The organism is Faucicola sp. SE7633 (assembly GCF_059264685.1).
On the sequence record NZ_JCADBW010000009.1, the window covers coordinates 1 to 13,439 of the forward strand.

11 protein-coding genes and 1 pseudogene are annotated in these 13,439 nt (G+C 51.8%); 3 read left to right on the forward strand and 9 right to left on the reverse strand.

Translation table 11 applies throughout. The annotated features are described in order from the left end of the window. The 3 genes and pseudogenes from AC5L4R_RS04915 to AC5L4R_RS04925 form a co-directional block, all read right to left on the reverse strand. Window positions 1–112, reverse strand: a pseudogene (locus AC5L4R_RS04915) (IS5/IS1182 family transposase); the annotation flags it as partial. A gap of 106 nt (window positions 113–218) precedes the next feature. Next, window positions 219–1,085, reverse strand: a complete 867-nt coding sequence (gene pssA / locus AC5L4R_RS04920) for a CDP-diacylglycerol--serine O-phosphatidyltransferase (protein WP_494472949.1) — start codon at window positions 1,083–1,085, stop codon at window positions 219–221. Between the two features lie 97 nt (window positions 1,086–1,182). Next, complete coding sequence (locus AC5L4R_RS04925) at window positions 1,183–2,058, reverse strand: 23S rRNA (adenine(2030)-N(6))-methyltransferase RlmJ (protein WP_494472950.1); 876 nt, start codon at window positions 2,056–2,058, stop codon at window positions 1,183–1,185. A 226-nt stretch (window positions 2,059–2,284) separates the two neighbouring features. Here AC5L4R_RS04925 and AC5L4R_RS04930 point away from each other — a divergent pair, with 226 nt between their 5' ends. Both AC5L4R_RS04930 and dapE read left to right on the forward strand, forming a co-directional pair. Next, window positions 2,285–3,013 carry a 2OG-Fe(II) oxygenase gene (locus tag AC5L4R_RS04930; RefSeq protein WP_494472951.1) on the forward strand — a complete coding sequence of 243 codons (729 nt, stop codon included), beginning with the start codon at window positions 2,285–2,287 and terminating at the stop codon, window positions 3,011–3,013. Between the two features lie 39 nt (window positions 3,014–3,052). Then, the gene (gene dapE / locus AC5L4R_RS04935) at window positions 3,053–4,267 is read left to right on the forward strand and encodes a succinyl-diaminopimelate desuccinylase (RefSeq protein WP_494472952.1); all 1,215 of its coding nucleotides are present in this window, start codon (window positions 3,053–3,055) and stop codon (window positions 4,265–4,267) included. 13 nt (window positions 4,268–4,280) lie between these two features. Here dapE and AC5L4R_RS04940 read toward each other — a convergent pair whose 3' ends face one another. From AC5L4R_RS04940 to AC5L4R_RS04955, 4 genes are all read right to left on the reverse strand, one after another. Beyond that, entirely contained in the window at window positions 4,281–4,634 is a 354-nt protein-coding gene (locus AC5L4R_RS04940; protein WP_494472953.1) for a hypothetical protein, read from the reverse strand. Window positions 4,635–4,748: 114 nt separating this feature from the next. Then, window positions 4,749–8,414 carry a transcription-repair coupling factor gene (gene mfd, locus AC5L4R_RS04945; RefSeq protein ID WP_494472954.1) on the reverse strand — a complete coding sequence of 1,222 codons (3,666 nt, stop codon included), beginning with the start codon at window positions 8,412–8,414 and terminating at the stop codon, window positions 4,749–4,751. Window positions 8,415–9,133: 719 nt separating this feature from the next. Then, complete coding sequence (gene rraA / locus AC5L4R_RS04950; protein ID WP_494472955.1) at window positions 9,134–9,676, reverse strand: ribonuclease E activity regulator RraA; 543 nt, start codon at window positions 9,674–9,676, stop codon at window positions 9,134–9,136. Between the two features lie 69 nt (window positions 9,677–9,745). Next, entirely contained in the window at window positions 9,746–10,453 is a 708-nt protein-coding gene (locus AC5L4R_RS04955; protein WP_494472956.1) for an NAD(P)H-binding protein, read from the reverse strand. A 344-nt stretch (window positions 10,454–10,797) separates the two neighbouring features. On the opposite strand from AC5L4R_RS04955, the gene rpsT reads away from it, so the two are divergent. Beyond that, window positions 10,798–11,088, forward strand: coding sequence for a 30S ribosomal protein S20 (rpsT, locus tag AC5L4R_RS04960; RefSeq protein ID WP_494472957.1), 291 nt, complete (start codon window positions 10,798–10,800; stop codon window positions 11,086–11,088). Between the two features lie 86 nt (window positions 11,089–11,174). Here rpsT and adk read toward each other — a convergent pair whose 3' ends face one another. Then, entirely contained in the window at window positions 11,175–11,831 is a 657-nt protein-coding gene (gene adk / locus AC5L4R_RS04965; RefSeq protein ID WP_494472958.1) for an adenylate kinase, read from the reverse strand. Window positions 11,832–12,112: 281 nt separating this feature from the next. Then, a complete protein-coding gene (gene ccmI / locus AC5L4R_RS04970; RefSeq protein WP_494472959.1) occupies window positions 12,113–13,435 on the reverse strand; it encodes a c-type cytochrome biogenesis protein CcmI in 1,323 nt (440 codons plus the stop codon). Between the last annotated feature and the right edge of the window lie 4 nt (window positions 13,436–13,439).

Here is a 13,439-nt window from a genome sequence, read left to right on the forward strand (position 1 = left end):
CGATACTTTGCCAGTTGATTAGGTTATGTAGTTCATCGAGTTCTTCGATGGCTTTGTGAGCGTTAATGAGACTGTCTGCTAGGGAGAGTTGCCCTGTTTGTTTCCATGCCATATTCGTGTCTTTTGCCATCTGTTTGATTTTACTGTATTATATCACTTTTACAAACTTTTGTGCATTTGTTCGTGCAAAGGTTTTTTTTATTTTAAATTCTTAAAAATTATCTAAACTTATTGAAAATTGCTGTCACAATCCCCGATAATGCATAAATCACGCTGATGGCTAAAATACCCGCAGGAATATCGTACAATACAATACCGAGTGCAAATACCAACAAAATCAGTACCACAAACGGTACACGTTTTTTGTCAAACTGCTTAAAGCTATGGTATTTTAAATTACTCACCATCAATAAACCCGAGATCACCACCCAAACAGCGGCAACGATCGCAAAACCATGACTACTGCGTGGTAGCTCAGCTTGCCAGCTCATGTGCACCATGACAAAACTGGTCACCAAAATTGCCGCCAGTGGGCTTGCCACACCGATAAAATATTTTTTATCCACCACACCGATTTGCACATTAAACCGCGCCAAACGCATAGCAGCGCACGCCGCGAACACAAATGCGCAGGCAATGCCAATCCGCCCCAGTGGTTGCAGAGCGTAATGATAAATCAGCAACGCAGGTGCAAGCCCAAAGGCAATACAGTCGGCTAGCGAATCCATCTGCTCACCAAACGGGCTTTGCGCGTTGAGCATGCGCGCGGCGCGGCCATCTAGCCCATCAAGCAGCGCGGATACAAAAATTGCCAAACTGGCATGATAAAAATGCCCATCTCCAAGCGCACTTTGGGTAATCGAATAAAACCCTGCCAACAGTGATAGCAGGGTGAAACTATTGGGTATCAAGTACACGCCTTTTTGGGCAATGGTTTTATCGGCCACGCGCGCATGCTCGATAACCTCAAAAGTCAAGCCGTCGTAGTGGTCGCCCTCAGCTTGTTGGCGCAGCTGCTGATCATGCAACTGTTCTTGCTCACTTAAGGGCGCATGGGGCGGTTGGTCGTTAAAATTGGGTGTCATGGTTGTTTGGTGGGGTTAAGATTCAGCAAAATTTTTGCACGTTGTTTAGGCGGCAGACTTTTTAACATTTCATCTTGACGCAAGGGCTAGCCACCCATCACTCACCAACCAGCCAGCGCACCTGTGTACGTGCATCTTGGGCGATGGGTGGGCTGTCAGGGTGCTGCAAAATCGGCTGCAGGTAGTCCAAAATTGCCGCCGCGTGGGTGTCAAATTGCCACGGCGGATTCATGATGAGCAATCCACTGCCATTAAGACCCATTGGCACATCGGGCGGATAAGCATACAGCTCAAGCACCAGTTGGCGGCGAATGGCGGTGCGCTGCATTTTTTTGTAAAACAGGCTCACCGCATCGGGATTTTTGAGCGGATACCACAGCGCCAGTACGCCTGTCGCCCATTTGCTATGCGCTTTTACCAACAAGTCCACCAAACTGCTAAAGTCGCGGTGTTCCTGCTCAAATGGTGGGTCAAGCAGTACCAAGCCGCGTTTTTCCTGCGGTGGCACGACAGCAAGCACGCCCTCATAAGCGTTACGGTGGTGAATGCCGATAGGCAGCTGGTGTAGCTGATAGTTGAGTGCGTCGTACTCATCGGCATGGTGTTCAAAGGCTTCGGCACGGATGGCAGGTTCGGGGTGTTTTTCGACATGGTGGGCGATAAACCATGGCGATCCGGGGTACACGTGCTTATCATAACGTGCTTTAGCCGCTGCCAAATCTTGCAAATAGGTCTGCACCGCAGGCGGCGCGTTGGTGTTATCGTGTGCCAAAAGGCGCGTGACACCAAGCTGGGCTTCGTTGGTTTTTTTTGCTTCTTCGCTTGCCAGCGAATACAGCCCACGACCGCCATACGCGTCAAGCACATAATACGGTTTGGGTTTTTGGCTTAGTTGGGCAAGCAGTTGCAACAGCAAGCAATGTTTGACCACATCGGCAAAATTGCCTGCGTGATAACTGTGAAGGTAATTCATCTGCGCCCCTTACTGCCAATGCTGGCTTAATTTATTCAAATGCCAATTGCAACGCTAAATTTGTGCAAATCTAGCTTGACGGCGGCAAATGTGTGTACCAATACACGCTGGTATCTTGCCACACACGCCAAGCTGTACCGCCTGTTGCCTTGATTATCAAACCGCTATGGTAGCATAGCTTGACACACGCTGCTGATATTTTTACACTTAAGTTTTTTGCAAAAGTGTGCCTAGCTTGACCACGACCTTTGACCCGACCTCAACGCTTGCTGATTGTGCCGAACAAGCCCCATCACACCGATTAGACCAATCGCCCCATTTAGCCACCCACCTGGCCACAAGTTTAGAACCCGATGCGCGGTTTATGGTGGATTGGGCGGCACGGATTGGCGATACGGGGCTTGATGCGCTGGCAACCAACGGTTTTTGGCAAATAGACGACTGCTTTGCCGCGCCTGCCTTACACGCCTTACAAACCGAAAGCGGCTTTATCGACTACCGTTTGGCAAATTTAACCGCAGGCAGGCACGCGCGTGAAATTCGTGGCGACCGTATCCGCTGGCTAGATGATACTTGCCCGTATGGTATGGCGTACTTACGCGCTATTGAGCATTTGGCAAGTTGGTTTAACGCCACGCTGTACACAGGTATTCAGCGGTGTGAAGCGCATTATGCCTGCTACCCGGCAGGCTTTGGTTACCAATGGCACACCGACAACCCACACGGGCGCGATGAGCGCGTGTTGTCCGCGGTGTTTTATCTCAATGATGATTGGGGCGCGGCAGACGGTGGTGAGTTGGTGCTGCTCGACGCGCACGATACGGTGCAAACGTGCCAACCGCGCGCCAATCGGCTGCTGATATTCAACAGCGATTTGCGCCATCAGGTCAATATCACCCAGCGTACTCGCTATTCTATCGCCACATGGATGCGCCGTGATATGGCGATGGTTTAATTGCTCATGGCACTGTCATCCTACTGTTAGGAACTTAATATGTCGCAACCGCTATCCCCTGTTTTGGATTTAAGCCTACAACTGATGCGTGAGCCTTCCGTCACGCCGTACGATGGTGCGTGCCAAGATATCTTGGCGGCGCGGCTGGCTTTATTGGGTTTTGACTGCGAAACCTTGTATTTTGGCGATGCCCAAGCCACAGGGCGCGACGCACAGGTCAAAAATCTGTGGGCAACGCGGCGCGGTGCTGCCAAAGCTGACCAAGAGACTGCCCCATCCAAGCCCGTGTTGTGCTTTGTCGGGCATACCGATGTTGTGCCAACGGGTGATGCAGCGTTGTGGATGTATCCACCGTTTGAGCCGACCTTACACGCAGGTTATTTGTACGGGCGCGGCGCGGCGGATATGAAAACCGCTATCGCGGCGTTTGTGGTGGCGTTAGAACGCTTTATTGGAAAGTACCCCGAGCATGGGGGCGATATCGCGCTCTTGATTACGGCCGACGAAGAAGGCCCATCGGTACATGGTACGGCAGCGGTGGTCAAGACACTACGCGAGCGCGGTGAGCGCATCGATTATTGCATTGTCGGTGAGCCGTCAAGCAGCCAGCAGGTGGGCGATGTTATCAAACACGGGCGGCGTGGGTCATTGGGCGGTTATTTGACTGTGACGGGCAGGCAAGGCCATGTCGCCTATCCGCAGCTGGCCGTCAATCCCATTCATCACGCTTTGCCTGCGTTGGCAGAGCTTGCCGCAACAACATGGGACAATGGCAACGCAGATTTTCCGCCAACCAGTTTGCAAATTGCCAATTTAAATGCGGGCACGGGTGCAAGCAATGTCATTCCGCAAACCTTGAGCGCACAGTTTAATTTTCGTTTTTCGACCCAAACAACAGCCGACGCACTACAAGCCAAAACCGAAGCGATTTTTGCCAAACACTTTGCCAACTGTGAGGCGCACTACCACATCGACTGGCAGCTATCGGGGCAGCCGTTTTTAACAGCGCGTGGGGCGTTGCTGGACGCTTGCCAAGCAGCGATTTTTGCCACGACGGGTTATCATGCCACGCCTTCAACGTCAGGCGGCACTTCCGATGGGCGTTTTATCGCGCCGATGGGAGCACAAGTGGTGGAGTTGGGTGTGTGCAATGCCACGATTCACCAAATTGATGAATGTGTCAAGGTGGCAGATTTAGAGGCGTTGGTGGATATTTATGAGCGCATTTTAACAAACTTGTTGGTCAAATCCTAAAACCAGCCAGACATTAACCCAACTGGCGATACACCAAAAATCCCAACACCACAACGATAATGGCAAAAATCAGCACGCGTTTTTGCCAACGTTTGAGCCATGGCAAGCGGATGTTGTTATCGGCTAGGTGTTGGTCTAAGCCGTGCTGTAGCTGCCCAACCGCGTTTTTGGTGGGTTGGGTAGCGGCGTGTGGCGGCTGAGGCTGAGCCGCGGTTTGGCTTTGTTCATACGCGTCAATTTGCGCTTTGGCTTGCTCTAGGCTCATGCCCTGCTCTTGGGCGTGGGTTTTGATGGCAATCACATAGTTTTTTTTATCGACCAACTGGCGGATATGGGCAGGCAAGGCATGGTTTGGGCGGTTTGGCATGGGTGATTCCTTCGACTATCTCCCCTGCCTAAAAGCAGGGGAATTTGTATAGGCAGGTTATGCCAAAAGGCTGACTAACCTGCCCGATGACTGGGCGTTTAATTTTTTTGTGGGTTAGGCATCGGCTGTATCACCTTGCGCCGCTGGGGTTTTTGCCAGCAACGCTTCAAGCAATGCCTTGATTGCGTCAATCCGCCCTTGCGGTGTGGCAAGTTTGTCATCGGTGTAGCGCAGCCCCGTCTGCCCGTGCATACGGTAATGCTTGGGCTTAGATTGAATTAGGCTGATGATGGTTATTGCCTCAACGGGGGTATCGGGTGCAAAGTCAAGCGTGACGCTATGGTCATTGCCGTCAATTTTGTGAATGCCCAGCGGCTCTGCCAATAGGCGCAGCTGGTGGACGGCAAACAAATTTTTGGTGGGCTCAGGCATACTGCCAAAGCGGTCTAGCATTTCGCTGCGAATACTGATGAGGCTGTCTATATCCTCAGCCGCGCTGATTTTTTTGTAAAACAGCAAGCGTTGGTGCACATCGCCCAAATAATCGTCGGGAATCAGCGCCGATAGCTGCAGGTTGATATCACTGGTCAAAGACAATGGCGTATTGAGGTCAGGCGTTTTGCCGGCCTTGATGGCTTTGGTCGCACGGTTTAGCATATCCATATACAGATTAAAGCCTATCGCCTGCATGTTGCCACTTTGCTGCTTGCCCAGTAGCTCGCCTGCCCCACGAATTTCCAAGTCTTCACTGGCAAGCATAAAACCTGCGCCCAAGGTATTGGCACGGCTAATCGCCTCAAGGCGACGCTGGGCATCACTGGTCAAGCCTTTGAGCGACGGCACAAGCAGGTAGCAATACGCTTGGTGGTGACTGCGCCCAACGCGCCCACGCAGCTGGTGCAGCTGGGCTAGGCCAAATTTATCGGCGCGGTTGATGATGATGGTGTTGGCATTTGGGATATCAATACCCGTTTCGATAATCGTCGTACACACCAGCACGTTAAATTTTTTGTGGTAAAACGCTTGCATGACTTGCTCAAGCTCGCGTTCTTTCATCTGCCCATGGGCGACAGCAACGCGCGCTTCGGGGACAAGTTCGCGCACAGTCTCTGCCATGCGCTCAATGCTGGCAACATCATTGTGCAACAAAAACACCTGCCCTCCGCGCAATAGCTCGCGCAAAATCGCTTCTTTTAACAGGTTATCGCTGCGCTGCATGACAAAGGTTTTGACCGCCAAACGACGCGCAGGCGGCGTGGCAATCAGCGACATATGACGCATCCCCGACAACGCCATATTGAGCGTACGCGGAATTGGCGTGGCGGTCATTGACAGGACATCGACATCGGTTTGCATCGCTTTGATGCGCTCTTTGTCACGCACCCCAAAACGGTGCTCCTCATCAATAATCATCAAACCCAAACGGGCAAACTTGACATCGGGCTGCAACAGGCGGTGCGTGCCGATGATGATATCAATTTTGCCCGCGCTCAAATCTTGCAAAATCGCCTCGTGCTGTTTTTTTGTGCCAAAGCGTGACAGCGACGCGATACGCACGGGCCAATCGGCAAAACGGTCTAAAAAATTGTCCTCATGCTGTCCTGCCAGCAGCGTCGTCGGCACGAGTACAGCGACTTGATAACCTGCCTGCACGGCAATAAACGCCGCACGCATGGCAACCTCGGTTTTGCCAAACCCGACATCGCCACACACCAACCTATCCATCGGCTGATTTTGCTTCATGTCATGGATGACCGCGTCAATCGCCAGCATTTGGTCGGGCGTTTCCTCAAAGGCAAACTGGCTGGCAAACAAATCATAGCTGACAGGATCAATGGGAAAATGAATGCCGACTTTGGCATCGCGCCGCGCCTGCACGTTGAGCAGCTCTGCCGCCACGTCGTGAATTTGCGTCATCGCCTTGGCTTTGGCTTTGTCCCATTTGCCGCTGCCAATACTGTGTAGCGGTGCGGTTGCCGTATCACCGCCTGCATAGCGGCTAATCAGCTGCAAATTTGCCACGGGCACATACACGCTGGCATCGTCGGCATAGGTCAGATGAATGAATTCTTGTAACTGCTTATCAATCTCAAGCGTCACCAGCCCCTGATAACGCCCCACGCCAAAGTCGATATGCACCACAGGGTCACCGATGTTCATTTCACTGACCGATTTGACCAAAAACTCCTCGGACACATCGCTTTGGCGACGGCGGCGCGTCTGTAGCACTTGCCGCCCAAACAATTGCGTTTCACTGATGATGGCAAAACGCTCAGGCAGCCACGCACCACGCTCAATCGGCGCGATGGTGATGGCGATTTGGTGGCTAAAATCCAGCGGACTTTGGGCAAAATCCTGCAAAAATTCGGGCAAGCCTGCCACGCTGGCAACGTTGAGTTTTTTAGCCAACAAATCCAATAAAATCTCACGCCGTCCTGCGGTTTCGGCAACCAGTAGCGTTGGGATAGGATGGTGATGCAAAAAATCCAGCAAATGCGTCAGCGGCTCGGCAAGCTGGTGCTCAACAGGCAGACTTGGCGGCGTTTGCGTGTTGGCATTGACCGCACCGCCGCGCTCACTGACCGATTGGCTGCTCACCAACACGCGCTCATAAGCGGCGATGTTGTCATTGAGTAAGCCTTCGGTGAGGTACAAATCCTCAGGCGGTAAAATCGGGTTGGCGCTGTCGTGGCGGCGGTCTTCATAGCGTTGGCTGACTTGTTGGCAAAAATGATGATACGCTGTTGCCGCGGTTTCCTCAACAATCAGCAAGCTATCTGCAGGCAAATAGCTAAAAAAATCGCTGGCGGTTTGCCACAAATCTGCGTCAAAAAACAGCGGCTGATAATATTCAATACCAGGCGGTGCGATGCCATTCATCACATCGCCGTGCCACTCCACCCGACGCGCGCTGGCATCGGGAAAACGGCTGGCAAAATTTGCCCGAAACGTCTCTTTGCCTGCCTCAAGCGGAAATTCTTTGGCAGGCAAAATCTGAAATGATGGAATTTTGCCCAAAATCTGCTGCACATCTTGCCCAGCAAACCGCAGCAAATTGGCGTACTGGTACGGGTCAGTCTGCTGCAACTCGTCCAAATCCGCCTGCGTCAAGCTGCGCTGGGTTTGCGGATTAAAAAAGCGCATACTGTCGATTTCATCATCAAACAAATCAAGCCGAATCGGAAACGGCTGCCCCACGGCAAACAAATCCACCACACTGCCACGCACGGCAAATTCGCCCGGCTCAAAGACATTATCCACCGCGCGATAGCCTGCGACGGCAAGGCGGTGACGCTCTTTTGCCACATCAAAACGCGCACCAACTGACCAGTCAAAATGCTGCCCAACCAGCCACGCGGCCGGGGCAACACGCTGCCCAAGCGTCTGCACGCTGATGAGCAGCACACCTGTGCGCGGCATATCGGTGAGTAGCCCGATACGCTCAGCAATGATATCTTGATGCGGTGACAGCGCGTCATACGCCAGCGTCTCCCAATCGGGAAAGACATGCGCATTGATACCACAAAACAAAAGTTCCGTCGCCAGCTGGTTCAGTTGGTTTTGGTCAGCGGTGATAACGACTTTGAGGCGATTATCCTGCCCGCTTGCGGTGGTGGTCAGGCTGGTTAGCCACAGGCTTTGTGCCATGCCTTGTAGATTGCCAAGTTTGTACTTGGCAGCGTCTTTTTTGGTGGTGAATAGCTTGGCATTGAGCGCATGGCTCAACGTGGTGATGGGGTCTGTGTGTTGTGTGTGTTCAGTGGCGTGCGCTTGGTTCATAGGTCGCAGATAGTCTTACCGTTTTTCTAAAATTTATTGGTGCTAATGGCTAATGAAATTGCGTTATAAGATAACGCTGGAGTAAAATCAAACGCTTTATTATACCCAACCTGCCGCTGAATATCGACGTTTAGCCACAATTGGCACGTTTTAGGCGGTTAAGCTAACGGTTTTGCTGGTGGCTGCCAATCCACTTGCACGTATTAAAAAATCTGTTAAACGGTTTTTAACACAAGATTTTGACAATTTTTATCCAGCACTCCGTGATGAATATAAATGGCTTATGAACCAGTTTTTGTATATTGTATTTCGTCTGACCATCACAGTTAGTTCAACGTTTTTATCATTCGTTGCCGTAAACCTGCGACTTCAGGCGGTGGATATAAGGCAATTGTTAAATGCGATAAGTTTTGCTAGACTCATCTCACTATATTCAATGTCTTACATTCCACAGTTAAGTTAAGACTAAATTGCGAGTACGCAGTAACTTAACGGGTAAGACGTTTCCAAACACACACTTAAGCTAATTCGTGTCTAAGACAATCCTAACGGTAGGATTAGCTTAAAATAAGAACCTAAGATGTACGGTGTGTCGTACGGGTGGTTGCCATTGTCTTAGGTTTGCGGTGGGGCTTCACCGTCTTGCAGAAGGAATCCCCGAACGATAGGGAGGGGAGGAAGTCAAATTCAGCGCGGCGCAAAAAATTGACGTTTTTTTGTCAAATTAGGGCGTTGTCACTGACGATAATGCCGTTGTTGTCGGCATACACATACATACCCGATGCCAACGTCATGTCGCCAAAACGTAGCGTGACATGGGTTTCGCCCACACCTTGGCGGTTGGATTTGCGCGGTGTACTGCCCAGCGCCTGTACGCCGATGGGCATGGCCGCTAAGTCATCGACATCGCGCACGCAGCCATACACAATCACACCTGCCCAGCCGTTGTCCACCGCGGATTGGGCTATCATATCGCCAAGCAATGCGCAGCGCATCGATGCACCACCATCCACCACCAACACCTTACCGCGTCCGTTGGCGTCTTTGCCATTGGTTGCCAGCAGTTCTTTGACGCGGCTATTGTCTTCAAAACATTTGACCGTCACCACCTCACCACCAAACGCACTGTGACCACCATAGCCAAAAAAACGTTTGCCTTCGATGTTGGGCGCGCACACTTGGCATTCGGGGGCTGCGTCAAGCAAATCACAGGTGACAAACGGGCGGCTTGCTGCAGCCAATGGATTGGGTATTGGGTTCATAACAACTTCCTTGTTTGCTGGTTGATTAAAGGTTTGCTGGTTGTTTAAGGTGGCTGGTTGAATAAAAAATCATTGCACCGTCATGGCTAGCATGTGCGCGTTATCGACTATATGCGTGTGCGGTACCGTGCGGTGTGAGGAGCATACGGGCATGGCGTTGGCAGTTTGAGCCATCGCTTGCGCGACGCGTTCGGCTTCGATGGGGCGCAGTCGTGTCTGCTCCAATGATTGGGGCAAAAACGGCTTGATTTTGCCAAATACCGTTTGTGCCAACGCCTCAAGCGGTCGGTCATCGTGTTGCCCAAGCAACAACGACGGGCGAAATATCACCACTTGAGTAAAACCCAACGCCTGCACGGCTTGTTCAAGCTCACCTTTGACGCGCGGATACAGCAACGGGCTGTTGGCATTGGCGTTCATCGCAGACAGTAAAAAAAACCGCTCAACGCCTTGTGCGCGGCACGCTTCAGCAAACGCAAGGTTATAGCCATAGTCGATTTGGCGAAACCGCTTGGCGCTGCCTGCCGCCTTGCGCGTTGTGCCCAGACAACTAAACGCGTCGGTCGCTGCATCCAGCGTGAGCGTTGCCAGCAAGTCTTTGAGCCCCGTAAAGTCCTTGCACACCTGCACGTCGATATTTGGCGCGGTGACACTCGGTTGGCGGCGAGCAATGACAGTAATTTTGGCATAGTCTTTGGCCAACTGTGCCAAGAGCGTCTGCCCCACCAGGCCCGTCGCACCTATCAAAATCGCTTTACGTTGGCGATGGTTGACCATTTTTTTATCGCTTATTTGTCTAAAGTCTACAAAAATCTTTGGGGTATTGGGCTAAGTTAGCACGGAATCTTGGCGCGTGCAAGCCGCGGCTGGTACGCGTTTTTGATGCTTTAACGCTTGTTATCACGCATTGACGCTGCTATAATAGCTAGCTTTTAAAACGCTTGCTATCGCTTGATTATGTTTTGCCGTGTCTGGTGATTAAAGCATACAAGTGTAGGCGGTGCGTGTTAGGCTGCAACATGCCCGCCGACAAATCATTGTATCACGTTTGGCACAGATGGTTTGCTAAACGTTCTTGTTACTAACATTGTTATTCAACGTGATTATCCAAGGAGCTATTCGTGGCAAATACTGCACAATCGCGCAAACGCGCCCGCCAAAACGTCAAGCGTCGTCAGCTAAAAGCGTCTCAACGTTCTATGGTGCGCACTTACATCAAAAACGTGGTAAAGGCGATTGACCAAAAAGACTACGCAGCGGCAACTGAAGCCTACCAACGCGCTGTGCCTGTGATTGACCGTATCGCTGACAAAGGCGTGATTCACAAAAACAAAGCGGCACGTCACAAAAGCCGCCTAAACAAAGCAATCAAAGCCTTGGCACCACAGTTTCAACAAGCTGCCCAAGCTTAATTGATGGGTTGTATCACCCATTAATTTGCTACTAGCACAAAAAAGCCAACATTGCGTTGGCTTTTTTTGTAACGGGGTGTGAGCCATTAGGCGTTAAGCTCTGCCAACACTTGTTTGCTGACTTCATCAATACTTTGCGTGCCGTCAAATTTGGCATAGCGGGGCGCATTGCTGTCGGTTTTTGCCAAGTCTTGGTAAAAATCCACCAACGCAGCGGTTTGGCGGTGGTAGGTTGCCAAGCGGTCGCGGATGATGTCTTCTTTGTCATCGTCGCGTTGTACCAGCGGCTCGCCTGTCTCGTCGTCGATATCGGTAACTTTTGGTGGGTTATATACCACATGATACACGCGCCCTGACGCAGGGTGTGAGCGGCGGCCTGATAGGCGCTCAACGATGGCGTTATCGGGTACGGCAATTTCGATGACGTTGTCGATGTGTACGCCTGCATCGGCCAAGGCTTGCGCTTGTGGGATGGTGCGCGGAAAGCCGTCAAAAATACAGCCGTTGGCGCAATCAGGCTGCGCGATACGGTCCTTGACCAGCCCAATAATCAAATCATCTGAGACCAAACCACCTGCATCCATCACGCTTTTGGCTTGTTTGCCAAGCTCAGTGCCTGCCTTGATGGCGGCGCGTAGCATGTCACCCGTTGAGATTTGTGGGATGCCAAATTCCTTGGTGATAACTTGGGCTTGTGTGCCTTTACCGGCGCCCGGCGGTCCTAAAAGAATGATACGTTTCATCAAGCTGTGTCCTTTGTGTTGGTTTGTGTGTTTACATTGCACCCAAAATGTTTATGCTAAAGCCAGCGGTTTTGGTTTTGACGCTAAACGGTTGGCTTGGCGTGTGACAGCGTGTTCTTTTGCCATATTTTTAAAAAATATCCATAGAAATTGGCAAAATAAACGCGGTGCACCCAGACAAGATACCGTGATGACGGCAAAATCTCAAGCGATTTTTTTTGATGGCGCTCGGGTCTGCTGCACGCTTTGCCCTATTTTGGTGGCGGCATTAAATCGCAGTATCACGGCACCAAGTGATTGACCATGACCGCCACCGCTGGATTTGCTTGGGTCTGATTGGGTGATAATTCAACGGCAGAGCTGACTAAGTCACCCGTTTGCGGCATGGCATTGCCCGAATGGCTCACCCGTGCCAAGACGGTCAATGTATCATTTGCTGCCAAGGCTTGCGACAGCTTAGCGGTTGGCATGGGGCTGTCGCTGTCTGATAGTGTGACTGTCAAGTCGGCCTTGCCTTGGGTCTGTGCCAGTGCGGCGGCGGCAAGTTTTTTGACCGCGATGGGCGCACCGCCTGCTTTTGGCCGTACCAAAACAAATAAGCTATCATTCGGCGCGATTTGATTGACCAAATCGGGTGCAATTTGCACGTTGATGGTCAGTGCAGCTTGGCTGGCAGGCGTTTGCGTGTCCGCTTGGGCGGCGCGTTCATCAATGGTTTGGGCAAGTTGGCTTAGGCTATTTAACGCCTGTGTGTGGTCGCCGCTGCGGCTTTGGATTTGCTGGCGCAAGCTTGCCAGCCAACGCCGCGCGTTGTCGTAGTCGCCTGCCTGCATGTCACCCATCAGCATGAGCATTTGCGCGCCTTCGTGCTGTGGATTGCGCTGCAAAATCCGCGCCACCACTTGCCGCGCTTCGTCATCCAGTGTGCCGCCTTGCCCAAAAAACCGCGTCTGGGCATAGGCTAAGGCGAGGCGTTCATCATCGGGGCTTAACCGATACGCGCGTTGCAAGGCGGTGATGGCTTGCTCGGGCGCTTGTACGGCCAAGTAAACTTCCGATAGATGATACCAGCGCATCGGGTCATCTGCATGGCGATAGACGTTGGTTTGAATCGCGGATAACAACGCTTGGGGGTCACGCGCCGCCTCAGCAGGTGGCGTGTCTATGCGCCCTGTCAAAAGGTCATCGGCGATATTGCCATAACGATCTTGCGCTTGCCACAGGTCATACACGGGGCTGCGGTTGCCAATCATCAAATACGCCGCCGCGCTCAAAAACGGCAACCACACCAAAAAAATCGCGTAGCTTTTCCAGTTGGGTACAAAGCTTGCAACTGTATTGGGCTCAGCGCTGATATCCAGTAATTGTCGCTCAAGCAAGCGTTTTTGGGTGGTATAAGTCGCGTCATCCACGCGCCCATTGGCGTAATCGTCGCCTAGCTCGGCTAGGCGTGCGCGAAACACGTCGATGTTTAGGCTTAGCAGTTGGTCATGCTGTGGGGCGCGTGCCACCTTGTGTTTGTCACGCAACCACGGTGACAGCACAATCAATGCCAACACCAACGCCAGCAGCAGTGCCGCTATCAAAAACCAAATCAAGGTCATGTTG